Source organism: Humibacter soli, from assembly GCF_054779035.1.
On record NZ_BAAGYX010000001.1, the window covers coordinates 1,011,284 to 1,037,308 of the forward strand.

General features: G+C 63.8%; 24 protein-coding genes and 1 tRNA gene. 11 read left to right on the plus strand and 14 right to left on the minus strand.

Annotated elements, in window-relative coordinates; translation table 11 throughout:
- Positions 1 to 47: 47 nt before the first annotated feature.
- Entirely contained in the window at positions 48 to 2,543 is a 2,496-nt protein-coding gene (locus ACYVDN_RS04710) for a bifunctional lysylphosphatidylglycerol flippase/synthetase MprF (protein ID WP_460568934.1), read from the minus strand.
- Between the two features lie 294 nt (positions 2,544 to 2,837).
- On the opposite strand from ACYVDN_RS04710, the gene ACYVDN_RS04715 reads away from it, so the two are divergent.
- The 4 genes from ACYVDN_RS04715 to ACYVDN_RS04730 all read left to right on the plus strand — a co-directional run bounded on the left by ACYVDN_RS04715 (position 2,838) and on the right by ACYVDN_RS04730 (position 5,878).
- Positions 2,838 to 3,191 carry a VOC family protein gene (locus tag ACYVDN_RS04715; RefSeq protein ID WP_460568936.1) on the plus strand — a complete coding sequence of 118 codons (354 nt, stop codon included), beginning with the start codon at positions 2,838 to 2,840 and terminating at the stop codon, positions 3,189 to 3,191.
- 63 nt (positions 3,192 to 3,254) lie between these two features.
- A complete protein-coding gene (locus tag ACYVDN_RS04720) occupies positions 3,255 to 4,175 on the plus strand; it encodes an alpha/beta fold hydrolase (RefSeq protein WP_460568938.1) in 921 nt (306 codons plus the stop codon).
- A gap of 21 nt (positions 4,176 to 4,196) precedes the next feature.
- The gene (locus ACYVDN_RS04725; protein WP_460568940.1) at positions 4,197 to 4,475 is read left to right on the plus strand and encodes a DUF1905 domain-containing protein; all 279 of its coding nucleotides are present in this window, start codon (positions 4,197 to 4,199) and stop codon (positions 4,473 to 4,475) included.
- 278 nt (positions 4,476 to 4,753) lie between these two features.
- On the plus strand, positions 4,754 to 5,878 hold the full coding sequence (locus tag ACYVDN_RS04730) for a DUF4232 domain-containing protein (protein ID WP_460568942.1): 1,125 nt from the start codon (positions 4,754 to 4,756) through the stop codon (positions 5,876 to 5,878).
- Positions 5,879 to 6,031: 153 nt separating this feature from the next.
- Here the strand turns inward: ACYVDN_RS04730 and ACYVDN_RS04735 are convergent, their stop codons facing one another.
- Positions 6,032 to 6,421 (minus strand): SHOCT domain-containing protein, encoded by a 390-nt coding sequence (locus ACYVDN_RS04735; protein WP_460568944.1) that lies wholly within the window; start codon positions 6,419 to 6,421, stop codon positions 6,032 to 6,034.
- Positions 6,422 to 6,663: 242 nt separating this feature from the next.
- Positions 6,664 to 7,089, minus strand: coding sequence for a hypothetical protein (locus ACYVDN_RS04740; RefSeq protein ID WP_460568946.1), 426 nt, complete (start codon positions 7,087 to 7,089; stop codon positions 6,664 to 6,666).
- 119 nt (positions 7,090 to 7,208) lie between these two features.
- On the opposite strand from ACYVDN_RS04740, the gene ACYVDN_RS04745 reads away from it, so the two are divergent.
- Positions 7,209 to 7,793 (plus strand): YdcF family protein, encoded by a 585-nt coding sequence (locus ACYVDN_RS04745; RefSeq protein ID WP_460568948.1) that lies wholly within the window; start codon positions 7,209 to 7,211, stop codon positions 7,791 to 7,793.
- 152 nt (positions 7,794 to 7,945) lie between these two features.
- On the opposite strand, the gene ACYVDN_RS04750 is transcribed toward ACYVDN_RS04745, so the two are convergent.
- The 5 genes from ACYVDN_RS04750 to ACYVDN_RS04770 all read right to left on the minus strand — a co-directional run bounded on the left by ACYVDN_RS04750 (position 7,946) and on the right by ACYVDN_RS04770 (position 10,041).
- Positions 7,946 to 8,010: transfer RNA gene (locus ACYVDN_RS04750), tRNA-Met, on the minus strand.
- Positions 8,011 to 8,060: 50 nt separating this feature from the next.
- Entirely contained in the window at positions 8,061 to 9,074 is a 1,014-nt protein-coding gene (locus tag ACYVDN_RS04755; RefSeq protein WP_460568950.1) for an integrase core domain-containing protein, read from the minus strand.
- Positions 9,061 to 9,459 carry a helix-turn-helix domain-containing protein gene (locus ACYVDN_RS04760; protein ID WP_460568952.1) on the minus strand — a complete coding sequence of 133 codons (399 nt, stop codon included), beginning with the start codon at positions 9,457 to 9,459 and terminating at the stop codon, positions 9,061 to 9,063. The genes ACYVDN_RS04755 and ACYVDN_RS04760 overlap by 14 nt, the downstream gene beginning before the upstream one ends.
- A gap of 61 nt (positions 9,460 to 9,520) precedes the next feature.
- A complete protein-coding gene (locus ACYVDN_RS04765) occupies positions 9,521 to 9,781 on the minus strand; it encodes a toxin (RefSeq protein ID WP_460568954.1) in 261 nt (86 codons plus the stop codon).
- Complete coding sequence (locus ACYVDN_RS04770; RefSeq protein WP_460568956.1) at positions 9,778 to 10,041, minus strand: ribbon-helix-helix protein, CopG family; 264 nt, start codon at positions 10,039 to 10,041, stop codon at positions 9,778 to 9,780. Before ACYVDN_RS04770 ends, ACYVDN_RS04765 begins: the two co-directional genes overlap by 4 nt.
- A gap of 209 nt (positions 10,042 to 10,250) precedes the next feature.
- Here ACYVDN_RS04770 and ACYVDN_RS04775 point away from each other — a divergent pair, with 209 nt between their 5' ends.
- On the plus strand, positions 10,251 to 10,751 hold the full coding sequence (locus tag ACYVDN_RS04775) for a hypothetical protein (RefSeq protein WP_460568958.1): 501 nt from the start codon (positions 10,251 to 10,253) through the stop codon (positions 10,749 to 10,751).
- A gap of 427 nt (positions 10,752 to 11,178) precedes the next feature.
- On the opposite strand, the gene ACYVDN_RS04780 is transcribed toward ACYVDN_RS04775, so the two are convergent.
- Positions 11,179 to 12,000: a hypothetical protein gene (locus tag ACYVDN_RS04780; protein WP_460568960.1), complete on the minus strand. Its 822-nt coding sequence runs from the start codon at positions 11,998 to 12,000 to the stop codon at positions 11,179 to 11,181.
- 825 nt (positions 12,001 to 12,825) lie between these two features.
- Positions 12,826 to 14,112 carry an IS256 family transposase gene (locus ACYVDN_RS04785; RefSeq protein WP_460568962.1) on the minus strand — a complete coding sequence of 429 codons (1,287 nt, stop codon included), beginning with the start codon at positions 14,110 to 14,112 and terminating at the stop codon, positions 12,826 to 12,828.
- 349 nt (positions 14,113 to 14,461) lie between these two features.
- Here ACYVDN_RS04785 and ACYVDN_RS04790 point away from each other — a divergent pair, with 349 nt between their 5' ends.
- Positions 14,462 to 15,046 carry a hypothetical protein gene (locus ACYVDN_RS04790; RefSeq protein ID WP_460568964.1) on the plus strand — a complete coding sequence of 195 codons (585 nt, stop codon included), beginning with the start codon at positions 14,462 to 14,464 and terminating at the stop codon, positions 15,044 to 15,046.
- A gap of 730 nt (positions 15,047 to 15,776) precedes the next feature.
- On the opposite strand, the gene ACYVDN_RS04795 is transcribed toward ACYVDN_RS04790, so the two are convergent.
- Both ACYVDN_RS04795 and ACYVDN_RS04800 read right to left on the minus strand, forming a co-directional pair.
- Positions 15,777 to 16,517, minus strand: coding sequence for a GAF domain-containing protein (locus ACYVDN_RS04795; RefSeq protein ID WP_460568966.1), 741 nt, complete (start codon positions 16,515 to 16,517; stop codon positions 15,777 to 15,779).
- 24 nt (positions 16,518 to 16,541) lie between these two features.
- Positions 16,542 to 17,540 carry a GAF and ANTAR domain-containing protein gene (locus tag ACYVDN_RS04800; RefSeq protein ID WP_460568968.1) on the minus strand — a complete coding sequence of 333 codons (999 nt, stop codon included), beginning with the start codon at positions 17,538 to 17,540 and terminating at the stop codon, positions 16,542 to 16,544.
- Between ACYVDN_RS04800 and ACYVDN_RS04805 the strand changes: the two genes are divergently transcribed.
- Positions 17,515 to 18,516 carry a diacylglycerol/lipid kinase family protein gene (locus tag ACYVDN_RS04805; RefSeq protein ID WP_460568970.1) on the plus strand — a complete coding sequence of 334 codons (1,002 nt, stop codon included), beginning with the start codon at positions 17,515 to 17,517 and terminating at the stop codon, positions 18,514 to 18,516. The genes ACYVDN_RS04800 and ACYVDN_RS04805 overlap by 26 nt on opposite strands.
- Before the next feature lie 995 nt (positions 18,517 to 19,511).
- Here the strand turns inward: ACYVDN_RS04805 and ACYVDN_RS04810 are convergent.
- Positions 19,512 to 19,724: a hypothetical protein gene (locus ACYVDN_RS04810; RefSeq protein WP_460568972.1), complete on the minus strand. Its 213-nt coding sequence runs from the start codon at positions 19,722 to 19,724 to the stop codon at positions 19,512 to 19,514.
- Positions 19,725 to 19,834: 110 nt separating this feature from the next.
- Here ACYVDN_RS04810 and ACYVDN_RS04815 point away from each other — a divergent pair, with 110 nt between their 5' ends.
- From ACYVDN_RS04815 to ACYVDN_RS04825, 3 genes are all read left to right on the plus strand, one after another.
- Positions 19,835 to 20,932 (plus strand): fatty acid desaturase family protein, encoded by a 1,098-nt coding sequence (locus ACYVDN_RS04815; RefSeq protein ID WP_460568974.1) that lies wholly within the window; start codon positions 19,835 to 19,837, stop codon positions 20,930 to 20,932.
- 121 nt (positions 20,933 to 21,053) lie between these two features.
- Positions 21,054 to 21,590 (plus strand): hypothetical protein, encoded by a 537-nt coding sequence (locus tag ACYVDN_RS04820; protein ID WP_460568976.1) that lies wholly within the window; start codon positions 21,054 to 21,056, stop codon positions 21,588 to 21,590.
- 182 nt (positions 21,591 to 21,772) lie between these two features.
- Complete coding sequence (locus tag ACYVDN_RS04825; protein WP_460568978.1) at positions 21,773 to 22,369, plus strand: hypothetical protein; 597 nt, start codon at positions 21,773 to 21,775, stop codon at positions 22,367 to 22,369.
- A gap of 665 nt (positions 22,370 to 23,034) precedes the next feature.
- Here ACYVDN_RS04825 and ACYVDN_RS04830 read toward each other — a convergent pair.
- A complete protein-coding gene (locus tag ACYVDN_RS04830; RefSeq protein ID WP_460568980.1) occupies positions 23,035 to 25,722 on the minus strand; it encodes an AAA family ATPase in 2,688 nt (895 codons plus the stop codon).
- Positions 25,723 to 26,025 lie beyond the last annotated feature (303 nt).

A 26,025-nucleotide genomic window follows, 5' to 3' on the forward strand; every position in this document is an offset into this window, starting at 1 on the left:
AACTTCCGTTCGATTCTAGGTCGATCGGATGACCAGCACGGTGAGGCTCACTGGCGACGCAGCATGGCCAACGCACCGCGCACCGTGAGGCCGGGGAGGTACGCCCGCAGCAGCGCGAGGCCGATCGTCGGCAGTGCTGCCGGGTCGGGATAGGCGAGAAGCAAAGGACGCAGCTCCGGCTCGAACTTGCGTTTGAACGACAGCAGGGAGCGGAACCCGTAGAGGGACTCGAGGGATGTCGCGAGCAGACGCAACACGGTGTCGATGGGGTTCTCCGATGACCCCTCACCGCTGCGTGCGAGGGGTGAGGCCGACAGGCTCATGTATGCGGCGCCGTCTTCCTTCAGCCGCTCTGCCGTACCCGCGATCATGAACTCCATGACGCCATTCGGCCCGTCGACACGGCGTCGCATGAAGTCGAGGGTCCACCCCTCGATGCGGCCGTCGCGATACCCGGGCATCCAACTCGTCACTGCTTGGATGGAGCCGTCCGCCGCGCGCGCGAGCATCAGTGACAGCTCGGGATCGCGGAGCTCGTCGAGCCCTCCGAGTGTGAAACCCAGCTCCGGCAGTTCCTTGTCGGCGACCCACTGCTCGGAGATGTCCGCGATCTGCGCTCCAGACTCGCGTGGCAGCCTCGGGTAGCTGGTCCACTCGAGACTCAGTCCGTCGCGGCTCGCGCGATTCACGGCGGTCCGCACGTTCTGCCACTTCTTGCCGGCAGTCGACCACGACTGAGGCGTGATCACCGCCTCCTCGGCGATGACCAGCCGATCCCAGCCGTCGGCGGCGAAGTGGTCATCCCACTGCTTGGCGTCGACACTGTAGAACGCCGGCGTCCAGCCGTGGTCGTCGCAGTGCCTGGCGAATCCGGTCATGGCCTCTGCGATGGCATCCGTTCGGCCGAATGCCGCGCCGATGGTGATGGCGACGCCGCCGACCACGCGATATCCCACCCCTGTCGTGCCGTCGGAACCGAACCAGTACGAGGTCTCGGACCAGGTCGTCATGAACGACAGGTGGTCCCCGCCGTAGGTGCGCAAGATGCGGCGAGCCCGCTCGGCGTCCGCCGCGCTCGAGGCAGGACGTGCCACGAGAGGCGGAATGGCGGCTGCGATCACCACGGCCCAGAAGACAGGGCCGACGCCGTGGTAGAGCGCGCCGCCGACCGGAGACGTGGGAAGAAAGTCCGGAATCTCCCGATGCAGGAACTCGACGGGGATGAACCGCTCGACGGCATCGAACATCAACCCGTCGAGACCGACCGGCCGGTCGAACGCCGTGTAGCGAAGCGACCAGCCGAGAACGACGTAGAGCGCGGTGAGTGCGAACGCCGTCACGGCGACGATCACGAGATAGCGCGCGACGGCTCGGCCGCGTGGTCTCACCGTGAAGCTGTTCCGGGTCAGGAAGAGCAGCACCGCTGTTGCCGCCGGGGCCGCGACAGCAGCCACGAGCGTCGCGATCACGCCCCACGAGTCCTGGTGGGGCACCGGCTCGACCCCCACGATGCCCGACCGCGGAAGGAACCCCAGATAGTACGCGGAGCAGATGGCCAGGCCGGCGTTCATCGCGATGCCGAGCCCGACGGCGAAGCGACGCCCTCGCAGCAGTCCCCACGCGACGACCAGAAGGATCAGAAGGGGCAGGATGCTCAGCGCGATCGGTCCGACCGAGCCGATCCGCTCCAGAGTGATCCCCTGCACGCACGCCCTGCTCACGACGTAGACGCTGCAGGACTGAAGTCCGCGCGGATCGGAGGCGGCGCCGTTGTCGAGCAGCATCGCGATGGGCGCGAGCAGGCCGTGCGGGTGCCGCGAGAGCACGGCGATGATCGGCCCGATCGCGCCCGCCGCGACCACCGATGCCATCAGCACCCGCACCTCGTGATGAGAGCTGCGACGCCATTCCGGGCGATAGGGGCCGGGCTTCAACGCGAGTCCGAGAAGGTAGCCGACGACGACCGCCAGCGAGCGGTACAGGTCGACGGGTTCGCCGCGGTAGAGCAGGAACATGAGGGCGACCAGGGTCGTGAGCACGCGCATCCGTCTGCGTGTGCGCGCCGTCGCGAAGGCGCTTGCAGCCATCACCGCGCCCGCGACCCCGGTGAGCGGTCCGACGACGATAGTGTCCTGCACGCCGTCCGGCCAGAGTCCGCCGGCGATGCCGACGACGGCCTGAATCGTGGCTCCCAGCACATCGGCGGCGATGGTCGTCGCCACGAAGGCGATGGCGGTGCGAGTGGTCCCCATCCGCCGCTCGCTCATGGCGAGCACGGTTCCTCCGAGAACGAGGGTGAGCACGAGCGAGATGTATCCGTCGGCGGTGAGCGACGCCGTCACCGGACTCCACCAGTGCCCCCAGAACGCCAGCGGATCGAGTCCTGTGCCCACCGCCTTCCTCACCGACGAGGCCAGACCGCCCGGCCGGCTGAGCACGAGCGTTCCCAGCAACACGACGACGAGGAAGACGACGGTGAACGGGATGCGGGTCGCCTGGGTGATGACGCTACGCACGACAGCGGTGCTACGGGTTGCGGTCATCCGTCACCCAGTCCGAGGCGATCGAACGGTGCTTCGACGGCACGGAGGGTCACACGAAGGGTCGACGGCGCGTGCAGCATCCATGACCTCCACTTCATGTGCCCGGCGAAACCAGACTGGTCCATCATGACCGGACCCGATTGTGCTCGCGCAAAGTGAGAGGTTCAGTCCGTCTGAGTGCGCTATTCAGGAACGTGACAGCGGCCCCACATGAGCGGATCGGTGGATGTCCGAGCACTCGCCACGCAGCGTGAAGACGCTCTCAGTCTGCGTTCCGTTCCCTAGGATCGGTCCGTGGCCTTGCAATGGGAACAGGTGATCGTGCACGCGCTCGATCCGGTGGCTTTGGGACGCTGGTGGGCCGAGGCGCTCGGGTGGGTCGTCGTCTACTCCGACGATGACGAATACGAGATCCGCGCGGAGCCGGATCGGCTGCCCGCGATCGAGTTCGTGCGCATCGACGAGCCCAAGAAGGCCAAGAGCAGACTGCATCTCGACTTCAGGCCGGATGACCAACAGGCCGAGGTCGCGCGCCTCATCGAACTCGGTGCTCAGCGGGTCGACATCGGCCAGGGCGAGCAGTCCTGGGTGGTCATGGCCGACCCGGAAGGCAACGAGTTCTGCGTGCTCGGACAGCGGCATCCGTGAGGGTGTTCGAGGTGCTCTGCGCCGCGTTGACACCGAAAGCCGGGACCGAGGAAGATCGGCGATATGAGCAACACCGGTCCGCATAGACGGACCCCTAGGCGTCCGGCATCGAGTCTCGCTGAGCGGTGGACCACCGTCGACGGCGTCGACGTCTTCTACCGGGAATCGCCCAACCCTTCTGACGCTCCCGCCATGATGCACATCCATGGTTTCGGGCTTTCGGGCCGCTATCTGCTGCCGACGGCCGAGCGGCTTTCGGACGAGTTCCACACCCTCGTGCCCGACCTTCCGGGATTCGGTCGAAGCGGCAAGGTGCCGAATGCGCTCGACATCCCCGACATCGCACACGCGGGAGCTCGATTCCTCGACGACCGCGGCATCGAGAAGGCGACGCTGGTCGGCAACTCGATGGGATGCCCGGTCATCCTCGAGTTCGCACACCACCACGCCGACCGGATCGATCGGGCGGTTCTCGTCTCTCCTGCGGGCGGCGTGTACAACCAGCCGCTGCGCCGCGCGATGGCGCAGCTGTCTCGGGATGGCCGTCGCGAGCCTGCACGCATGGCAAGGGTCGCCGTGCCCGACTATGTGCGCTTCGGAGTACCCAGTACCGTCAGGATGTTCAGTGCCCTCACGCACTATCCGTCCCTCGAGCGGCTGCTGGAGCTCAACATCCCGACACTCGTCGTCATCGGAGACCGGGATCCCCTGATGCCCGGACCGGCGCGTGTTCAGGAGATCGCCTCGGCGACGGACAACCACATCATCGTCGTGCAGATCGAGGGCGCGGCGCACGCCATCAACTTCAGCCACCCCGGCGAGCTATCGCACCTGATCCGGCTCTTCATGGCGGATCAGCCGATCGTCGACGACCCCGACTCGCCCGGGCTGGCGCGCGTCTACGAGATTCATAGGGGCACGCACGCGCCCAAGCCGCAGGGGCGCCCGCCACAAGAAGACTCGCCTCATGACACTCGAGGATGACCGGTTGGTAGTGTCGCGCTCGTGAGTACAGACGCCGATCGCATCGAGTTCGACGCCCCGATCGGCGTCGACGTCAAAGGCGACATGTGGAACTGCGTCGAGATCCCTGACTCCGCCGAGGTCTTCGGCACGGGCAGGAGCGTACGGGTCGATGCGACGGTGGATGACGTGACGCTCGAGAACGTCGGCGCCATGGTCACCGGGCGCGGCGGCCACATGGTGTCGCTCAGTGCCAAGGTGCGGAAGTCCCTCGGCAAGGAGATCGGCGACCAGGTGCACGTCGTCATCGTGCGGCGCTGAGCGCGGGGTTGACCCCGCCACCCACCCCACCGTCCCCGTACGTCGTCGCCGCTCACCCCCCACCGACGAAGTCGTCGCCACTTCGTGCGGGATGCACGACGGTGAATCCACATCAGGTGGCGACGACTTCGGGGTGGCGGGGTGCGCGAGCGGGCGCGGCGGCTGGCCTTCCCACCGGGTCATCGCGCTACTCGTCGAGCTGTTTTCAGACTCGGTGAAGACGTTCCGTTGACAAGTCCCTGTCCGTACGCACGATGATGTCCTACTAGCCTGGGCCGGTGCGCAGCAGGGGAAGCCTCGTCATCATAGGGAGCGCGCTCGTCGGGGCCGTTTGCTGGATCGTCCTGGGTCTGGGCAGTGCTTCGGTCGCCCTGTCGTCGGCTCGCCTGGCTCCGCTGATGCGCCTGGTCGTGGTTCCGACCCTTCCAATGGGAATCTGGCAGCGCGGAGCGCCGTGGGGAGCCTTGCTGCCCATTCTCGGAGCGGTATTGTTCGGGGCGTTGCTCGTCTGCGGGTACGCTCTGTCCGCCAGGATGCGCAACTGGGGCTCCGCAACTCGGCTCGTGAGAGTGATCATCGCCTGGTTCGTGGGTGCGATCGCGGGTGTGGTTACAGCCGCGGTGTGGGATCTCGCGGCCGTGCTGGCCGAGGCCGAACAGGAGCCCCTCGGCCTGCAATGGGTGTTCCGCGAGCATCTGCCGGAGTTCCTGGGCAGCGCGATCGTCGGACTCGTCTGGGGATGGCTGCCGGCACTCGTGCTGGCTCGGTTCGGCACGCCGATGGACCGTAAAGCGGCCGTGTGGATGAGCGTCACGGCGCTCCTTGTCGCGGCCACCGCATCCATCGTCATCGTCAGCGGCCTTCCGGCGTCGACGCGCCAAGATCGCGTGGCGCAGGGACTCTCGCCCGTGTATCACCCCGTTACGCCGAGCCCGACGCCGCGCCCGCAACCACCGTCACGAGTGGCGCCCACTCCGGTTGCACCGGCTGCTGACTGGTGTACTGATGCGGATACCACCATCAGCGCGTCGGGCATGGAGGGCGCACTGAGCCACCGCGCGATCACACTGGTGCTGGTGAACCAGTCCGCCGCCTCGTGCGTCGTCGAGGGCTATCCCGACGTCGCGTTCGCCTCATCCGAAGGTGGCGAACTGAATGTGCCCGTTACCCATGGCAGCTCGTACCTCGCCCAGGATCCAGGGCCGCACGCGGTGACACTCAGCCCCGGAACGACCGCCAAGGCAACGCTCTCATGGGTAGCAGGCGAGCAGGGCGACAGCGCGAGCTCGATGCTTGTCGCTCCCTACGCGGGCGCGATCCGCTCGACGCTCGACACTCAGACGGGCATCACCGATGGCACCAGTGTGTCGGTCACCGCGTGGGAATCCGGCGCCACCCACTGAGCAAAACGGCCGGACTACCTCCGCGGCCACCATCGTTCCTTGAGGTCCCCGGGAGATCCGCAATCGTCCGGCAACCAGTTGGCGGCGGCGCGAAGGCGGGACGACCCACGTGGGCGTGATCTCCTCGGACGGTTCCCTGCCGACGGGTTGGCGTCAGGCGAGCGCCTTCGCTTTCAAGGTATCGAACTCGGCCTGCGTGATGGTGCCCGAGTCCAGCAGCGACTTCGCCGATGCGATCTGCTCAGCGGCTGACGTATCGGAGGAGGTGGCGACGGACCTGATGTAATCCGCCTGTGCCGCCTGCATCGCCGTGGCCTGTTCCACCTGGCGCTTTTGCATTCCGCCGCCGCGTGCGATCAGGTAGACGAAGATGCCGAGCCACGGCACGATGATGACGAACAGCACCCAGAGCGTCTTCGCAACTCCGCCGAGATCCTTGCTGCGGAAGATGTCGCCGAACACCCAGAACAGACACATGAACCAGGCGACGAACAGGAAGAACTCCAAGAGCGCGAGCAAGAATGACCCATTGTCGTTGAACATTGTGTTTCCTTTCGATGAGGGCACCCGCACATCGTCGCCTGTATGGCCAGAAGCCCGTGTGAGCTTCGAGTCGACCGACCTGACTCGGTCGTGACCGTTGCGCGTAATGCTCATTCTGTGGTGCCGAAGGCGTCCAGTGGTAGCGACGCACCCAAGTTGTTGATCCCGGCGCCCCCTACCTGCTGGATGAGGAGAGCAAGGGGATCCCTCACCGGGTATCGACGCGGCACGCCGAGCCCGGCCTACGGAACGCTGACCGAGAGGGTGATCGTTCGCGTCTGGCCGGCGCGGACCGTGATGGGCTTCGGATCTGTGAGCGGCGAGCCGTCGAGTGATTCGGCGTCGATGACGTAGTCGCCCGCGCTGACCGGAATCGAAAAGGTGCCGTTACTGCTTGCCGTGGTGCGGAATCGAGCGACGGCCTCGCCTTCCGGCGCCGTCGCATCATCGGCGCGGTTGTAGAGGACAGCGACGGCCGCGACAGGTCTCGGTGGTGGCGGTGATCCGTTTGCTCCCAGCGGACCGCCGTATTGCACGATGCTCCCGCGAATCGTTGCCTGCTGGGACGCGGACTGCTGCTGAGCTGCGCCAGTCCGCTCGCCCGAAGGGACGCCTGCCGGGTTCGTGTGGAAGATGCACCCGGCCAAAGTGCCCACCGCTACTGCCACGGCCGCACACTTCAGGAACCGATTCCACATGTCATCCTCTGACCCGACACTAGGCCAACACTGAGCCCATCAGTCGCACGCCTCAACGAGGAGCATGTGTCTTTGGCTACTGTGAGCGAATGCGTGTCCGATATGCCGCTCTGTGCATTGGAGCCGTTGTCGCATCGGTTCTCGCTTTCGGGGAGTTCACACACTGGCGTGCGAGCTGGCGCCGCCTCGGCACGACCCCAGTTCTGAATGAGAGGCAAGCCGTCGTCGTCCTCGGATACCGGAACAAGGGATCCCGCGCCAACTTCATAAACCGCTATCGGGTGCGAGCAGGCGTCCGTTCGATTGATGCGTCCCATGGTGAAAGCGTGCTCGTCTTCTGCGGCGGAGCTGTCGCGGGAATCGAGCCCGAAGCCGAGGTGATGGCACGGTATGCCAGAGACGAGCTCGGGTTCGCTGGGGCCGTGCTTCTCGATCGGGCGAGCATGTCCACATGGCAGAACGTCGAGAACGCGGTCCCGCTGATCGAGAACGCGACATCGATCGCGATCGTCTCTAATTCGCCGCATGCGGAAAGGGCGCGCGCCTACCTGTGGCGGCTCCGCCCCGACCTCGCAGAACGGCTCACCCGCGGCGATGACTACCGGTTCGGCGAGATCACGCTCGTGAAGCCGTTCGCCGCCATCCTCGGCCTACGGCCCACGCGCTCAAACTAGTGCGCGAGCGCCAAGTCGTCGCCACTTTGTGCGGGATGCGAGGCGGCGAATCCGCATCAAGTGGCGACGACTTCGGGGTCGGGCGGGTGTGTGCGCTGGTGCGCACACCGCTACGCCGGGATGACGTTGGCCTCGTTTTTTAGCAAGGAGTGTAGGGCGGGCGGGACTTGAACCCGCGACCCAGGGATTATGAGTCCCCTGCTCTAGTCGACCTCCCGGAAGGGTGCGGCGAGTATGCAAAATCCGCGGAATTACGCGGATTTTGAGTCACATTCGATGACTGTGATCACCCTGGTTTTCATCCAAGTGTGGGCAAAATGTGGGCAAAGGTAGGAGTTCATGGAAGCAGGTCCAGTGTGATGTATCAGGACATCTCTGACGTTTCTGCATCAGGACATCGCTGACGTTTGATGTATCAGGACATCTCTGACAGTCCTGGCTTTTTGCGGGGTCCTTTCGGTCCTCGGGGTTTGCCGCTGCCGACGTATTTGGTGCCCTGGGGGGCCAGGGGTATTCGGCCAGCAGGGTGCCCTGGGCGTCGAAGATCATCAGACGATCGTCTTCCTCGACCCGGTAGGCGATCGCTCCGGCGAGGGTGCGGCTGATCTGGAACTTGGTGCCGCGGGCGTAGACGGAGCCGTTGCTGCGGATCCGGGTCATGCGTAGTCCGTCGTCCCCAACCGGAGCGGCCGGCTGAGGGATCGGCCTTGGTGGCTCGACCACCGGCGTCGCCGCCCACGCCAGCGCCGGAGTGAGCCGACCGGGCAACCCTTGGTGCGGCCGTTCGGTGTTGTAGATGATGTCGAACGCGTCGACCTGGCGCTGGAGCTGCTGAAGCGTCTCGGCGAGTGGTTGCTTGTCGAGGGAGCGGAACAGGGTCTGGTGGAAGCGCTCGTTCTTGCCTTGCGTGGTCGGCTTGTGGGGTTTCCCGGTGATCGGCTCGACGCCGAGCGAGGGCAGATAGGCGACCAACTGTCCCAGCACTCCGCGCCGTGACGGGTTCAACGCTGCCCCGTTGTCGGACAGCAGCCGTTGCGGGACGCCATGGGCTGCGATGCCTTTGCTGACGACGGCGATCGCGCCCTCGGAGGTCTCACCCCAGGACACGTGCGAGGCGATCGCGAGGCGCGAGTGGTCGTCGATGAGTTGGAAGATCACGCACTTGCGGCCGCCGGTCAACACATACTCGGTGGCGTCGAGCTGCCAGCACGCGTTCGGCGCGGGATAGACGAACCGACGATAGGACGCTCTCGGTTTCTTCTTCGACTCAATCTTTGCCACGCCCTGCTCGCGGAAGATCCGCGAGCAGGGACGCGGTCGAGGGCACCGGGTCCATCCCGAGCGAGCGCATCTTCTCGTGAACGCTGATCGGGCCGTGGTCGAGGCCAGACTGCTCACGCGCAGCTCGCACCGCGATGGCGTGTTGAACGACGACGCCGGTGATCCGCGACGGGCTGCTGCGCGGCCGTCTCGACCGAGGCTCCAACGCCGCCGCCGGCCCATCCTCCGCCGCCCGTTTCCGGATTGCATAGAACGTCTCCCTGGAGATCCCATGCTCGGCGCAGAACGTCGTGATCGACCCGCGAGGAGCATCCGGCGGCCACCCAACGATCGCGAGACGGACACGAGGATCAACAGGGTCAACACGGCTCATGCCCTCAAACATTGAGGGCAACTGTCAGGACCAAACGCCGCCGAAACGTCAGAGCTCTATTGATGCAGCTTCGTCAGAGATGCCCAGATGGATCACATGGAAGCAGGTCCAGCATTTGTGGTCTCGCCTTCATCGCGTGGATCACGAGCTCATTGCCACTGTCGAAAGTGAGCACCACGGTCTCGAGCAGCCGACCATGCGTGTCGAATCCAGGGCGCAGCTGCCGGGACGGATCGCCGTCTTCGAGGTCTTCGATCCATACCGCCCAGGTCGCCGCCTGGATGGCATCCTCGGCACAAACGCCGTGCTTCAGAGCCGAGTCATGAACCTTCACGCGGCGGAAGCCGCCAAGGCTTCACGGATGATGTCCGAACGCGTCTTGCCTTCCAGGGCAGCGCGCGCATCAATCTCGGCAAGCTCTTCCGCCGTCAGCCGAAGAGCGACGACCTGAGATGGCTCTGCACCGCGGCCGGGGCGACCCCTGCCGCGCTTCTTGAGCTCTGCCACGTCATAACCGGCCTCGGCTTCGGAAGCCCAGGCCTTAATCTGCTCCTCTCTGACAGGAACTCCGTTGATCGTCTCCTCGAAACCCATGGTAATAATGTAAGACGAAACACCGAGGGTGTCGAGGATCCAGACCGTGCTCCGTTCTGGATGGCACTGACAGCGCAATAGAGGATCCCCAATTGACTTCCGCGGATGCACGAGCCGTTCGACGGTGGCGAAGCAGATTCTGGCGCGATAAACGACCGGCTATCGGGCCGCGAGGGGGCGATGCGTTCGCGGCGGCGCATACTGCTGCGGTGGCTATCGCACCTGGGGAATCGGATGTTCCTGGGCCGTGGGCGCTGGTGGCCGAGTTGAAAAGCTGGGTCACGGCGACGTCCTGGGTGACGTGGCTGGAGTTGTCCGGGTCCTTGGGGCGCGGTGCCGGCGACGAGCACTACGACGTAGACGCAGGTATGGGCGTGAGCGAAGTGGGGCACCTCGATTCGATTGAGGCCGCGGTGAGCGCTTTCGGTCCCGTCGCGGCACGTGTGTGTGAGCCTTTCGGCGCAGACATGACGCATCTCATCACCGTTTACCGCGGTGGAGGGCAGCTGTCGCTGGTCGTCATGCCGGAGGGCGGCCGCCGAGGTGTGCCTCGCGAAGCGACAGTACAGTTGGACAAAACCGGGCGGCTAAGGGAGCATCTCGACCGCGACCGGTGGGATTCCGATAAGACCGAGATGCGACGGTGGACGTTCATGCGCGGTTTGGGCGCGGCGGACGCGCTGAAGCACTCAGCGCGAGGCCACATGTGAAGGGCGATCCGCGGCCTCACTGAAGCGCGGGATCTCTATCTCCAACTCATTGTCGCACGGGAAGGTGTGGTGTTCCCACAGTTCTGTGCCGTGAAGTCTGGAGAACGCGGAACGCCCCATTCCGTCGACGCTCGCGCAAACTCTGCCTTCCAGCCTCAACCCCGGTGCGGTGGCCTCGTCGGTTAGAGCCCTCGTGGACCGCCTCGGACCGTTCATCGACGCGCACGCGCTCACTGACTTCACCTCGGCGCTCAGCCTCACTGCGCGCTGACGGATCCGTCCGCGGGCGGTGTCGGGGAGTGTGGTGATGGTCTTCGGGTGTTGTGTCCGACTGTGGGGTCGGCTTGTTCGGTGGTGGTGTGCGGTGCCCGGCGTTTGATGTGGTGTCGATCTGGTTGCGAGGTTCGCGGTGTCCTGGTTCGGGTGTTCAGTTGATGCGTTTGAGGGCGACTAGTGCCATGTCGGTGCTGCCGGTGATGCAGGTTTGGTAGAGCAGGTCGTAGCCGTGCGGCACGTCGGCGATCGTCTGGGTGTGGGCGTTGAGGTGGGTCACCACTCCCAGTACTTGGTAGAGCCCTGCTTGTCCGGCTGCCGCCGGACCGGTGACGCGCACGATCGCGCCCGGGTCGTCTGGGAACGCGTGGCCTCCGCAGTTCATATCCTGGGCGATGGTGGGTGTGAGATACCAGGGCGTGATATTCACTCCGCCGTTGATGCCGTTGCATTGGTCGATGAGGTTCTGGTCCCCGGTGCCGTATCCGGTGGCCCAGATGTTCTCGGTCCAGTCGACGTGGGGGATGCTTTCGGCAGCCTTGACTGCTTTAGCCTTCGCCGTCCTGGATGCATCGACCAGGCGTACCTGCTCGATGAGCGCGTCGCGGGTGATAGCGAGGCGATCTATGGCGGCACGGAAGTGCTTCGCGTGCGGCGCATCGCTGACAGCCTGCTCAGCATCCGCGATACGGGCCTTCATGATGTTGAGCAAGTTCGGCTCGGTCAACGCTGACGCACTGACGGTGCTCCGGTTGCGACCTGTAGTAATCGCAGTGTGCGACTGCAGAATTGCCTCATCCACAGCCAGGCGATGCTGACGGATCAGTTTCGCCTTATGGTGGGCGACAGCCGCTGCTTGTGCGGCGCTCGCGTCCAGAACCTGACTGCCAAGCTGGACACTAACCACGAGGATCAGAGCTGAGGCGAGAGCACCGATGGCGAGCACCTTGTGCGCTGTGAGACCGGGCGTGGTCATGCGACCTGACATGAGTCCTCGTCGGATGATGCACGACAGGCCCCGGAAATCATTCCGAGGCCCGCATGAGTTGATGTCTGGTCGTATCCCCTGGTCGAGGCATCTGTGCTGCATCCGCGGTAGACGACTTCTTTCCACGCGGCGGATCGTTCACGGGACTGACTCGGCCCCTCCGCCGAGATGCGCACCCCTCTGACGCTCGAACGCGTGCCGCCACGCCGCGCGTTGATATACCACGCACGCGCGATCCAGGCCGTGCGATGTCGTCGGTGCATGTGGGCCACTTCGGCTCCCGAATTCCTGAAGTGCCGTTGAACTTCCAACGGAAGTTCGTCTCTCCCAGCCTAGCCAACTAGTGAGGAACCCTCACAACGATTCATGACCTCGGCGTTTCGCCGTCCGCCGCGAGCCGCCGCATCGCCTGACGCAGAGATGGGCGTAAATACTCGCGCGACGTGGAGCGCCGGCCGCGCATAGGTAGGACCATGGACTTTCCGAGGATTCGAGGCGCCGTGGCCAAGCACCACAACGACGCCTCCATGTGAATGAGGCGAGCCCGTTCGCGTAACTCCCGCTGGCGTATCCAAACGTGCTGGACTCCCGACAGCTCGTACACCGTCCCCAATCTCACCTTCGACGCACCCCTAGTGCTTTTCCGTGCGGCCGCCGACTACCGGCTCCTGTGCGGGCTTGAGCTGGCGGAGAAGCCGTCCGTGTCCACGACGAAGGCGCCACCCACCTGCAGCGCCCAACGGTCGACGAGTTGGCGTCCCGCGAATCTGAGGCGCGGGACTATCTCGGTAACGGTGTTTCTGGCGTTTTTGGTTAGTAGGTTTCTGCTGCCGGCCAGTGGTCGGCGAAGGTCACGGCGAACGCGTTGAGGGCTGGCTTCCACCGCATGGTCCATCGTGCCCTGCCTCGTCCGGCGGGGTCTAGGGACCGGGTGACGAGGTAGAGGCACTTCAGGGCGGCCTGCTCGGTCGGGAAGTGTCCGCGTGCTTTCACGGCTCGCCGATAGCGGGCGTTGAGGGACTCGATCGCGTTCGTGGAACAGATCACGTTGCGGATCTCGACGTCGTAGTCCAGGAACGGGATGAACTCGGCCCAGGCGTTCTCCCAGAGCCCGATCATTGCCCGGTAACGGGTGCCCCACTTCTCGGCCAGCTCGTCCAGCGCGGCCCGGGCGGCGGTCGCGTTCACAGCGGTGTAGATCGGTTTCACGTCGCGTTTGAGCTCGTCCCAATCCCGCTTCGAAGCGAGCCGGAACGTGTTGCGCAGCAGATGGATGACGCAAGTCTGGACGGTAGTGAGCGGCCAGACGTTCCCGACCGCGTCAGGCAGGCCCTTGAGCCCGTCGCAGACGAGGAAGAACACGTCGTTCACGCCCCGGTTGATCTCGGTCAGCACCGCCATCCAGAACTTCGCGCCCTCACCGCCAGGCGCCGCCCAGAGCCCGAGCACGTCCTTCTCACCCGCGAGTGTGACGCCGATCGCGGCATAGATGGGCCGGTTCGCGACCTGCCCGTCCCTCACCTTGACCACGATCGCATCAATGAAGATCGCCGCGTAAACGCCCTCGAGCGGACGGGCTGCCCACTCCTGCATCTCCTCGATCACCTTGTCCGTGATCCGGGAGATCGTCTCCCTGGAGACCGAGGCCCCATAGATCTGCTCGAAGTGCGCGCTGATCTCACCAGTAGTGAGGCCCTTGGCATAGAGCGAGAGGACGATCTCGTCAACACCCGTGAGGCGTCGCTGCCGCTTCTTCACGATCTGCGGCTGAAAGGTCCCATCCCGGTTCCTCGGCACCTCGATCGTGACATGCCCTGTCGCCTCGGTCAGCACCGTCTTCGGGCGGGCCCCGTTGCGGATATTCGAACCCTCCCGGTCCGGGTCGGCCTGGTGCTTCTCATGGCCCAGGTGCTCGGTCAGCTCCTCGTTCAGAGCCGTCTCCAGCACCTGCTTCGTGAACTGCTTCAACAGTCCGCCCGGCCCAGTCAAGGACAGGCCCTGCTCCTTCGCCATCCGCACCAGCTCAACAGCTGCGGCCTCCTCAGCCGTCGGCTCGACCATCTTCTTCCGCGTCGCCACGGTCTCCAGTGTCGTCATCACGGCACCCTCCCCGCCAAGCCAACAGCTCGACGAATCAGGCCAGAAACACCGTTAAATCCACAGTCCCGATGGGACCGGGGTGTTTTCTTGGTGGCTCCGGCCGGCATCGATCCGGTGACCTTTCGATACTTGGCCTGGGTGACTCGTGAAGCGCGCAGCGTGGTGTCCGTCGGACGGTGGTGTCGATCCTGAGAGTCGAGATTGGGATCCGGTGTCGTGGGGGCCGGAGCGTAGCCTGGTTGGTGCGGTGATCACATCGCCCTCGAAGGCGGAAACCCCCGAGTAGTCCGTGGAAGCACGGAGTTGAGTGTCGGCACGTTCGCTGCGTGACGATCGAAGGGGGTTACTGATGCGCGATGTTCCGACAAGAGAGCCGGCCTCCCCGAGGTTACATCGATCGATCGCTGAGCCCGCCGAAGCGGTGGAGCGTTGGGATGGTGGGGGTGAAGCGATCGCGAGCGCGTCAGATTCTTCCAGCGTCGACGGCGGCGACCGCGAACGGCTTGCCGTGCAGGCAGCGTTCGAGCGATCGGGGATTCACGATGGCTCCGGTGGCGGCGGCAGGCATGACGTCCAGCATTCACCAGGTTCCCGCTACCGCGCTGTCGGCATCCACGATGTGGCCGCGTTGAAGGCGTTCCCCGGGCGAGCAGAGACGTCGGCTCCGTCACCTGAAGCCGTTTCGAACGAGGAGCAGTCCGTCACGCTGAGGGTTGTGGACGATCTGACCGGCATCGAGACGATCAACCTTGTTCTTGTCACGGTTGACGGGGACCTCGACGAGGTGCGAAATGACGGTGGCACCATCGGATACATCCGTCATGTCGGGAGACTGTTCGTTGCGTTGCATGGATCGCGTCGCGATCGAGCCGAGGAGTGCGGACAGTTCTCACTCTGGGATCACGCAGCGCAGAGTTTGGTTGGGTTTGCTTGAGGCGACAGTAGCCGGCCGGCTCGAAGTAGTCGGTTCGCGCCGCAGCCGCCCAGTAGCGCCGAGGTGTGGGGAAGTCCGACGCGGAGGATGCCGAAAGGTCCAGGGCTAACTGTAGTGAGGGAGGCGATCAGGTTGACCGCTGAAAGTGATCGGGATGATGGCCGAATCGATGAGCCGAGCAAGGCTCACCACCCTGAAAGGACGACGGTTTCACGGGCTGATCTAGGAGAGCGTGAGAAGAGGGCCGTACGTTGGAAGGCCGCCAATGATGCCCACTGGCACAATGAGGGCTATTCCGCGGAAACGCAAGATCGATCCGACACTGAAGATCGGTCCTGAGAATCCCGAGGTTCTATGCATCTGCGCACGTAGAGTTGCACCGTTTGCAGGTTCAACGGCTTCGCGCGGCAATCGCGCGCCCTCTGCATCGGGAGGCCGATACGGGCAACTCCACCCGCGTCACGGCCGTTATGTGTTTTCGTGTCCACCTGTTGTTCGGCGCTCGTGACCTGAACCCTTTCGGGGCCCGATAAACGCGCCGCGCCCTCCGAAGCGTCTGGTCTGGGGCGTCAAGCCTTCGGTGTGCGGTCTTGCTGAATGAGTTCGAGCGGCGCGTCCCGGAAACCCGGTTATCGGGTACAGAACGCCGGCAGGAAACTGTGTCGTCACGTCATCTTTCGAGCCTTGATCGTGACGCCTTGGAGCAGAGCCCTCTAGAGCACCGTCCTGTTTATTGCACCTGACGTGTGAGGTGGGCGGGGTCTATGGTGTGGTCGATTACGGATGCAGCCACGTTTCGCAGGGTGGTGCTGTGGTTGCGGGCGTATCGGCGGAGGGCGTCGAATGAACCGTCCATGCTCAGCCCGGTGGCTTGCGCAACTGCCCCCTTTGCTTGTTCCAGGAGCACTCGGCTATCGAGGGCGTATTGGAGTTGCTCGATTACGAGCTGTGTCCTGCTGCTGATGCGTTCATGCAGGATGCCAATGGTTGCCACGTCGGCCAACGCCTGCGCAACGGCCACATCCGGCTCCGGAAGTGCGCCGGACTGCGTGCGAAAGAGGTTCATTGTGCCGATGATCTCGCCGCGCAGTCTCAGGGGGGTGGCATGCATGGAGTGGAAACCGTGTTCAAGTGCGATCTCCACGAAGCTCGGCCAGGATTCGCGACGGGCTGCAATGTTCGGGACATCGACAGGGCGACCAGATTCGAAGCAGTCGAGGCAGGGTCCGCGGCCGGCCGACAATTGCATGAGCTCTACGAGCTCGGCATCTTCACTGGTCGACGCGACGAGATTCAGGAGGCCGCCGGGTTGATCACTGAGTAGGAGGCCGCCGGCCTGTGCATCAAGAATGTCCGTGCATTCGATGACGAGGGTGTGTAGCAGGTCGACGACGTCGTAGTCCGCGGTGAGTGTGTCGGCGACGGCGACGAACGCGGCGTTGAGTCTGGACTCTCGTGTAGCACTTGCCATGTTTGATCCCGGTATGCGGTGAGTCTACGTCGCGTCATCCTGCAACGCGGCGAAATCCAGCTGACGGTTCACCACGTCGAGCGCGACGGCCTGTACGGTACGCCCGGAGGCGAACGCGTGTGCTCGGAGACGGGCGAACGCGTTCGTCGCCGTGGTGTCTAGCTGTACCACGATCATGCCGATCGCTTGATGCACTTCGCGCCGAAGCGCGGGCGCCGTGTCGGACTCTTCGACCGCGTCCTCGCGGGCCGTTGCAACTGCAAGGCGAGCCGAGGCCAAGGCGGCCTGTCTGGCCAGCGCCTCCGCGGTTTCGAGCGCTTCGAAGCCGAAAGGCCCGGCCAGTCGGCGGTTGAGGTCGACCACCCCGATCGTGGTGGCGCCAAGCTTGAGGGGCAAAGCGATCACCGCATGCACGCCTATACCAAGGGCGGCAGAGGCAAACATGGGCCACGCGTCGGACTGAGCGGAATCCAGATCGGTCACGGAGACCGATCGTCCGGTCTGGATCGCCTGCCAGTGTGGGCCCTCGCCTAGGTCGAACTGGAGCTCTTCCAAGGCTGCAGCAACACGATCGCTTGCCGCGATGGTCGTCTGCTGCCACCCGATGCCGAACACCGATATCGATGCTCCATCTACCGGGAGGGTGTTCACAAATCGACGACAGAGCGCGGCGGCTGATCCGCTAGCGCGGAGGTTGTGTGCTTCGCGGTCCACGCTAGGACCGTCCGGATTCATGACTACTCGCAGGCTTCGCGCCGATGGCGCACTCTCACCGTACGCCCGTATTGCCAAGGGGTGACACGTATCGTGAGGACAGGCTGCTTCAGACCCGGCTGCCTCGTGATTCACACCAAATCGGGTTAGAGCACGGAGAGGACGCAATGATCGGTTCGAGACCATTGTCGGCTCCGCCGCAATTACGAGTCGCGGCAACTGAACCGGATCATCACGTTGTCGCGGTGGATTGGGTTTCCCGTCCTCAACCTGGTGGCAGGCGATGAGTGTGAAGCGGGCGGCTGTCATCTACAACCCGACCAAGATTTCACGAGATCGATTACAACCAGTCGTTCTGGCGTACGAAAAGCAGTTTGGGTGGGCGCCGTCTCACTGGTATCAGACTGGCGCTGATGACGCAGGACGCGGTGCTGCAGAGGCGGCATTACAGGGCGCGGCGTCCGTGATCGTTGTGGCCGGCGGCGACGGCACGGTGCGGACGGTGGCCGCGACTATCTATGAGTCAGGAACCCCCCTTGCGTTGGTACCTGTCGGCACAGGCAACCTGCTCGCCCGCAATCTCGGCATACCTCTCAATGATGTTCGCGGAGCGATCGGTGCCGCCTTCGGAAACAACACACGCGCCATAGATCTAGCGGTTGCTGACTTGGAGAACCCGCAACGCCAACAACATTCGGAAGTGTTTCTTGTCATGGCCGGGATCGGGCTCGACGCGGAAATGGCTAACAACACAAGCGCTGTTGCCAAGAAGTACCTTGGGTGGCTTGCCTACGTGACGCCGATTGCACGATCGATCATCACCAATCGCCTGTTTCAGGTCGACTACAGGATCGATGGAGGTCACGTCCGGTCGTCACATGCGCACACCGTAATCGTCGGCAATTGCGGCACCCTCACCGGAAACATGCTCCTGCTTCCGACTGCCGTCGTGGACGACGGCCTCTTGGACGTGGTCATGCTGCGCCCGCGAAGACGAATCGGCTGGGCCGGCATAGGCACACGCTTGACCCTGCAAGGAGTGGGGGCTCGTACTCGCTTTGGGCGTCGTATTGTTCAGCTCGCTCCAGACCTCAAAGCGCTTGCCTATGCGCAGGGGGAACGATTCGAAGCCCGATTCGAGACCCCTCATGAGGTTGAACTCGATGGCGACGGGCTCGGATCCATTTGCCGGGTACGAATCACGCTTCGGCCACGAGCACTCACGATCTGCATACCCGATACGAATGAACCTCCAAATCAGTGGAACAATATCCAGGGCACCTGAAGTTACTCCGGCAGACGAACCGTGCCGGACGAAACGGCGTTGGCGCCGTCGTCGCCGGGTTCGGTCCGCGATCACGCCCTAGAAGCGTGGCGGACACCCGTCCATGGCCGGGCGTGTGCCCGGCTCGGCCCGGTCCTTAAACGGACGACGACCACCCTGATTGTGCGATCGGGGGCTCCCCCCGGTCACGTGCCTGGCAATAGTGTCGCCTGGCGTCGCAATATGCTGTTCCGGAGCGTACACTCAAAGTGGGTTTTGCCTGGTTTGATCGGACTCATTTCGAGGTAGTCCGAGGAGCCTGAACCCCGGGACGGGGTGTGCATCATGTCAGGTTTCGGTTATGACTGTCGCTTTCTCGGCGGACCCTGGCATGGAGATAGGCAACTGGACGGTGTAACGCGCGTCGAGAACCTACCGGGCGCCATAGAGTTCGGTACCGGAAACTACATCTTGAATGCCACGCCAAAGGCACCCGGGCTCCGTCTACCTACGTACCACTGGGTTGACCGATTGGATCACGACAGTCCGCGCTAATAAATGGCAGCTCGTCCGGAGACCTCATCCCGGACCAGCTAAGGCGCAGACATCCTTCCTCGCCAGGCCCCAGTCCCACAGCGATATAAGAGCCTGGGCGGTCGCGGTCGGAGCTAGCGTCCTGCACGATGGCACACGAGCTAGTTGTGACCGGCCGCTCGATCGAACGTGGACTTCTTGAGACGCCAGGTCATGATGTGCACGGCCGTTCGAGCAGTCGAACAGCGCCGAACGGACGCGCGACACGCCTATCGGAGATGCCTTTCGCCGCCGTAGCCGCCGAAGTACACCGGACAGCGGTCCGGTCTGGAACACCAGGCCATGTGCACAACCACCCTGCCGGTAGTCACTGCAAACGGTAGGGGACCGTGAATGCCACTCGAACTCCGCACTCCAACGCTTTGAGGATCTATTGGCTGATTGATCGCGTGGAGGAAGGATGCGCGCTCACTGGCGCCTGCTCATTTCGCGTTGCAGCCCAGCTTGACCATTTTGTCGTGAAGCGGGTCGAGGAGGACCGACCTCACGCGGCCAACAGCCAATTGATGCCACGGCCGCCAAGCGAGGACTACGGTGCGGGCGCCGATCAGTTCGCCGGAAACGACCATGCACACCCAGGTCGGTTGGGATGCAGCCGCGACGAGGCCGAGTTGCTGACCGTAGATCGGTTTCACTGTCCGCAGCTCTTTTTGAGCACGGCGGCGTATTCTGCCGTCAGGTTGTCCCAGACCCCGGCCGCCTGATCATTACCTGCTGCGGAAGCAGTGAAAACGGGGAGGACACCATGATCAACACGACGGCTCCAATCGGCCTGGGCCGGGTGAGAACGGTCGAGCCGCGATCCGCGGCCTCGAACGACTACACGCTACTTGCGCACACCATCCACGAGTCCGGCCTGATGCGACGACGCTATGGCTACTACTGGACGAAGCTCATCGCAGTGCCCATCGCCTACGCCGGATGCTTCACCCTTTTTGTGATGATTGGTGACACCTGGTGGCAGCTCATGATGGCGGTGCTTATGGCGGTCCTCTTCACTCAGACCGCCTTCCTCGGTCACGACGCCGCGCATCGCCAGATCTTCCGCTCAGGCCGGTGGAACGACTGGATGAGCCTGATCATCGGCGACTTCTTCGTCGGTATGAGCTACGGCTGGTGGCAGCACAAACACACCAAGCATCACGCCAATCCGAATCGCGAAGGACACGACCCCGATATTGACTTGCCGGTCATCTCTTTCAGCCCGGCGCAGGTGGCGCATCGGCGACCGAGTCCTCTGCGATGGGTATTAGCGCACCAGGGGACCTTCTTCTTCCCCATACTATGCCTCGAAGGGGTCTCCTTGCACGCATCCAGCGTGCGCCGAGTGTTCTCTCGTGAACCGATTGCTCGACGACCAGTCGAGATCTCGTTCCTGGCCGTGCGCACACTCGGCTACCTGGGAGTCGTATTCTTCGTGCTGCCGCCCGGAAAGGCAGCCGCGTTCCTCGGACTTCAGCTGGCCGTCTTCGGTCTCTACATGGGAATGTCGTTTGCCCCGAACCACAAAGGCATGCCGCTCGTACCCAAGGACTTGAAGCTCGACTTCTTGGGACGCCAGGTCATGATGAGCAGGAATATTCACGGTAGCCGAATTCTCGACACCGCTATGGGCGGACTGAACTACCAGATCGAGCACCACCTGTTTCCATCAATGCCCAGACCACACTTGCGACGGGCGGCGCCGATCGTGCGCCGCTACTGTGCGGAACGCGATGTGCCGTACGTGGAAACGAGTCTCGTGCAGTCCTATGCGATCGTCTTCCAATACATCAATCGTGTTGGCCTCGGAGAAAAGGATCCATTCGCCTGCCCCATACTCGAGCGGCGGCTGAGCATCTAATGGCGCCGTCTGAGGAGCGAGTGTCGTCGTCTCAAGAGCGGATGCCCAGCGAGCATGCCGTATTCGATGTCGGGACTCAGGGGCTCGAGCGTCATCCGGGGCACGAAGGTAATGTTCGATCATGAGTACACAAACACCCCCGATCGATGCCGACGTGGGACTGCTCGGACTGCGATCGGTGCTGATCAGTTCTCTACCTGCCGCTCTCTTGACCGATTCAGGTCCCGAGCGGTACACGGTAGAGGCAGTGTTCACTAGGCGACCTGATCACGACGAGATCGCGGAGATCCTTGGGAACAACACCCGGACGTTTTTGACCGAGAATGACCACTCAACCATCGAGTTGAAAATCTCCGATCGTCGCTTGGAGATCGCCAACACCAACCTGGAGGAGCTTCGCGACGGCCTGGCCGGCCAACTTGCGACGCTACTGGCAGACATCTCCATTCGCGTGAAATCGCAACGCGTGATTGCCGCCGGACGCTCGCAGCTCGCCGCCGAACTCGAACAAGAACGAGCGACAGCAGTGGTCCGCCTGGCTGAGTCTGTTGTGTTCTCGGTTCCGTCAGCAGGTACACCACCGGTCGAGGTGGACGACGGCGTGTCCAGCTCAGGGGACTACGAAGCCCGCGCCGCCAAACAGAGTCAGTACGAGTGATCACCGAGTTCCCGGCGCGTAACGCCGGTGAGCTGCAGGTGGCGATCGATGGCGCGATCGTCTCTCTTGCCCGTGAGCATGTCGGCCAGAGCAAGTCGCCCGTCGCGCGCGAGCTGAGCGTCTCCGTTGTCGAGTTGCAGGCGGCGTCGTTCGTCCTAGTGATGGCGATCGACTCGGCAGGCATGGTCGAGGCGACCGACGTCACGTCCCACGTGTTCTCCCAACTCTCGTCGTTCGTCGAGGCGGTCGCGAGTGGCGAGGGGCCGACAGTTCTCTCCGAGCTAAAGCGCCACTCCTCGAAGACGCGCAATCGTCTGCGCGACATGCTTCGCCCGCTCGCTGCTGTCGGTAGCGGCATCACGCTCTCAACCTCGATCGCTCACACGCACGATGTTCAGGCCGTCTCCGCGCCGCCCGTCTCCGTGCGCGCGGAAGTCGAGCTGATCGAGAAGATGCCACCAGAGACAAAGTACGCCGACGTGCGCCGCGGTGTGCTGACAGGCCTCGTGCTACGAACGCAGCACTTTGAGATCGTCGACGCCGCCACAGGCGACCGGTACAGCGGTGCAATGACCGACGAGGCGACGGCCGAGGCGAACGGCTTCACGGTGGGCAGCGAGAGCTTCGTCACCGCACGGATCCGGATCGAAACGCCGCTAACCAACGACGACGAAGAGGCAGCGGGCGTGAAGCACGTCCTCGAGGCGATCTCCGCGTTCGACGAGAGCGCAAGCCGCGCCGACGATGCCGACAAGGGCGGCACGGCCACACCGCACTGAGCGCGCCTGATTCGCCCCTGCTAAAGACGATGACCGGTGTACGTCCGACGGTCCCCGACAGCGCGCTCACGGTTGCGACCGCTTGCGCGTCCCCATTGTGTGAGCGGCATGCCCGGGCACCCCGCCCGTTGAAGATGCCCGCAAGGGTGCGTCAACTGCGACGCACCCTTGCCCTGCGTGGCCGAGGGGGAGAGCTAGCGCAGGCGCTTCCACCTTGTCTGGCGATAGGTGGTGACGCCGTTTGTCGTTCCCTGGGAGCATGGTCGGGAGATGAACAGTCTGCCTCCTCGTCCTCGACCGATCGGTTTCTCTGACGACTCTGCGGTCCAGTTTTGCCGTGAGTGGATGGTCTATCTCGGGGAGGTTGACACCGTCGCTGCCGCTGGAGAAGCCGCGGCCGTCTGTGATCTCTATAGTTCTCGGTACGTTGCGCTGGTCGAGAATCGGATCGGGAACATTGACGAGCCGCTCGTCGGGCGAGCGGCGGCCCTCGTGGCGTCGGATGGTCGGCGAGGGCTGGTCTTCCATTCGGGAGGTTGCCTCCCGGACGCCGCCGCCATGGCGGATTCGCTTGGCATCGCTCTCTTTAGGTTTGTGGGGCGAACAGGCGGGATCGAAGCACGCAATCGTCTGGCGGCTCCGATAGTCCGCATGGAGCGGCTTCCCTAGACCCGAATGCCTCGGACAGCGTCAGCAGAGGCAGTCGGCGCATGCGGCGACTGGGTGCTGGGAGCCGCTCGATCGAGTTCGGTGCGTGCCGCGTTGCGTCCCTCGTTGATGCTCGGTTCGATGTTGCCTCGTTGCATCATGTCGGCGAGTTCGACTTCGGCGGCATGTGTTGTGGGCTCGGTCAGGACGATCTCGTTGCTTCGTCGACCGCGCGTGAGACCGACGTAAAGGCCGGGTGCGTCGACTCCGGGACCGACGAGGGAGTGGTCGGTGGTTTCGCCTTGAGCACCGTAGACGGTGCTGGCGTATCCGAGGTGAACGTGCTCCGCGGCATAGTCGCAACTGACCTTTCGCACGTGGGTAGAGTCCGTGGTGGAAGTCAGAAGTAAACCGTCATCGATGATTCGGCTCACGATCCAGTTCTGCCGGTTCTGCACCCCGGTGCGAGCGTCATTGCGGCGCGTCTGAACAACGTCTCCCTCGAAAACGGTCTGTCCACCCTGACCCACCGCGACTCTGGCTGTCGAGAGCGTCCCAGCTTGGAGTCGCCTGGCTTGGATCGCTTCGGACACAGCTTGGGCGTCGGCATGTGTTGCGGTGATGAGCGAGATAGTTTCCCGCCGATTGGTCGCTGCAAACCAGGCATCCGCCATGACTTGCTCTACTGCATTGGAGTTGTCGACAAGCCGAACATGCCCAGTCCGCACCAGCTGCTGCGCCAGTTCCTGACGGTCTTCCGCGCTTTCTGCTCGCCGCAACTTCAATGTGGTTACACCCCACTCGGGGTCGCGGAAGCGGTGGACTTCCAGGAGCTCGACCTCGTCAGCGCTATTGCGGCGGATGAGTTCCATCGCCCCGGAGTGACCGACGGGAAGGGCCTGGTTCGGGTCACCAACCGCGGCAAGGCCTGCACCGGTCTCGTGCACGAGTTCCATGAGCGCGTTCGCAGCGTCGAGGTCGAGCATCCCGGCTTCATCGACCAGGATTCGATCCTGACTTCGCACGGCGCTCTCACCCGGCCCCGCGTACGTGCCGCCGGTGACAGGGTCAGTGTCCCCAATCCTCAGGCGGGTCCATACGGTTCGGCCAGTGTTGTCCAGGTTCCACCGCCAGCCGTATGCGTGGAGGAACTGGTGAAGGGAAGACGCGTCCGCACCGGTCTCCCGGCCAGCAACGGTCGCGGCCTTCTTCGTCGGGGCGACCACGACCATGCGCCGCCCCTGCAAATGCAGCGCAGCAGCCGCGACCTTCAGCATCGTGGTCTTCCCGGTCCCTGCCGCACCGGTGATCGTCACCAGACGGCCCGTGCCGGCGATCATGCTCGCACCAGCCACCTGTCCCCCATCTAGTTCCTTGTCCGGGCTGACCACCGCAGCGATCTGCGTCATCGCAGCAGTCGGTACCGGGTCCCCGGTAGTGGGGAGCAGTTCCAGCCGGTTCGCGAGAGTAGCCTTCGTGATCGCGGTCTGCGTGGCCACGAGATGCTTTACATGGTCCGGCACTACCTCCTCATCGAGCAGGTGGACCGTGTGCGCGGCCACCGCCCTCTCAACCAGCTCCGCCGCAAGCTGCTCGAGCGCGATCCTCTCCGTGATCACACCGGAGTCGGCGAGTGCGCGGAGGACACCAGCGCGGACATCGAACACGGAGAACCGGCCACCGGTCCCTGTGGAGCGGCCATCCGCATCCACGATGGCTTTCGCGGCCACCAGATCCATGTCAACGTCCGCCACGTCGACCGGGGTCACGGTCACAGGTTGGCGGGCCTTCACGTCAGGGTCGACGGCATGGATCTCCTGCCTAATGACGGCCGCCCAGTCACCCTCGTCCAGGTCGTGGGGTTTGTTGGGGCGGTCGGTGGCCCAAGCCCACCGGTCGATCTGGTTCAACATCTCCCGCGACGCCTCTTCACCGGGATGCTGTGCTCGCCACCATTCAAGACGTGCGGCACGGTTGATTTCGATCTGGGCTGACCGCTTCGACAACGGCCGCACCAGATGCGTGAGCTGTTCGATCTCCCCGTCGCTGTTGAGGGTGTACCCCTTCGCGGCGAGGGCGTGAATCCAGGCGGGATCAGTCCTAGCGGCGAGGTCGCCTTCGGCATTCACGACGTTCTGGAACCGCAACGCCACCCGGGTGTCCAGGTTCGACCAACGGCCGTCGGTTCCTTGTACTTTGACGTTCAACCAGAGGTGGCGGTGCTTGTGCGGATCAAGGGAGCGTGAGCGTTCGTGCTTCAGCTCGACCACTTCCACGCGGGCGAGGTCTTCACGGATGAGGCCGCCGGCACCACGGCGTGCGTTGAGCTCGGTCTGCCAGAGGTGGATGATGCGGTCTCGTAGTCGGTCCTGCAGATCCTCATACGCCGCGTTCAACTCCGGGTCCAACAACGCGGCGACGCTGAACGACTTTGACGCGTTCACCGTCGCATCCAACACCAGATCAGCCACCGGAGACTCCAAGTCCCGGCCCCGTCGCTCCCCGGTGAGCGGATCCATCCCGTCCACCCACGCCCGCAGTTGTTTGCGGGTAAGGAGGTCGTCACGGATGGACCCGTTCTCGCAGATGTACCGCGTCATGACCGCGTCCGCATAATCGGTTGCGGCGATCACACCAGCAGCATCCTTCGCGGTCAGGGTGGCGTCACAAACCCCGCCGAAGGCGTACGCGACCGCTTGCTTCACCCCCTGTGAAGCAACCCCACGCTTCCACCGTGCAACACCCCCACGCACAAGTCCAGAATACCCCTCCCACTGCAAAGTGCCTGCGTGCATTACCCATATTCGATTCGTCGGGCCTTCTTGACTCCGCGGACCGTTTCGCCCGTCGCGCCCTCTCATCGCTTCGATCCATCTCATCGTTAGTCCTTCGTCTCTTGACCCGTTGTCGTGATTTCGAGGAACGCTTCGCTGACCGATCCCGAAACGACTCGGCGTCGCGCTAGACCACGTTTCAGTTGGCGTACCGTTGCGGGCATTTTCATCGCG

What these genes read in the sequence shown, in the direction of transcription:
- ACYVDN_RS04710 (WP_460568934.1), bottom strand. Translation starts at nt 2,543, where the DNA reads ATGACCGCAACCCGTAGCACCGCTGTCGTGCGTAGCGTCATCACCCAG.
- ACYVDN_RS04720 (WP_460568938.1), top strand. Translation starts at nt 3,255, where the DNA reads ATGAGCAACACCGGTCCGCATAGACGGACCCCTAGGCGTCCGGCATCG.
- ACYVDN_RS04735 (WP_460568944.1), bottom strand. Translation starts at nt 6,421, where the DNA reads ATGTTCAACGACAATGGGTCATTCTTGCTCGCGCTCTTGGAGTTCTTC.
- ACYVDN_RS04745 (WP_460568948.1), top strand. Translation starts at nt 7,209, where the DNA reads ATGCGTGTCCGATATGCCGCTCTGTGCATTGGAGCCGTTGTCGCATCG.
- ACYVDN_RS04760 (WP_460568952.1), bottom strand. Translation starts at nt 9,459, where the DNA reads ATGTTTGAGGGCATGAGCCGTGTTGACCCTGTTGATCCTCGTGTCCGT.
- ACYVDN_RS04770 (WP_460568956.1), bottom strand. Translation starts at nt 10,041, where the DNA reads ATGGGTTTCGAGGAGACGATCAACGGAGTTCCTGTCAGAGAGGAGCAG.
- ACYVDN_RS04780 (WP_460568960.1), bottom strand. Translation starts at nt 12,000, where the DNA reads ATGACCACGCCCGGTCTCACAGCGCACAAGGTGCTCGCCATCGGTGCT.
- ACYVDN_RS04790 (WP_460568964.1), top strand. Translation starts at nt 14,462, where the DNA reads ATGCGCGATGTTCCGACAAGAGAGCCGGCCTCCCCGAGGTTACATCGA.
- ACYVDN_RS04795 (WP_460568966.1), bottom strand. Translation starts at nt 16,517, where the DNA reads ATGGCAAGTGCTACACGAGAGTCCAGACTCAACGCCGCGTTCGTCGCC.
- ACYVDN_RS04805 (WP_460568970.1), top strand. Translation starts at nt 17,515, where the DNA reads ATGAGTGTGAAGCGGGCGGCTGTCATCTACAACCCGACCAAGATTTCA.
- ACYVDN_RS04800 (WP_460568968.1), bottom strand. Translation starts at nt 17,540, where the DNA reads ATGACAGCCGCCCGCTTCACACTCATCGCCTGCCACCAGGTTGAGGAC.
- ACYVDN_RS04815 (WP_460568974.1), top strand. Translation starts at nt 19,835, where the DNA reads ATGATCAACACGACGGCTCCAATCGGCCTGGGCCGGGTGAGAACGGTC.
- ACYVDN_RS04820 (WP_460568976.1), top strand. Translation starts at nt 21,054, where the DNA reads ATGAGTACACAAACACCCCCGATCGATGCCGACGTGGGACTGCTCGGA.
- ACYVDN_RS04825 (WP_460568978.1), top strand. Translation starts at nt 21,773, where the DNA reads ATGGTCGAGGCGACCGACGTCACGTCCCACGTGTTCTCCCAACTCTCG.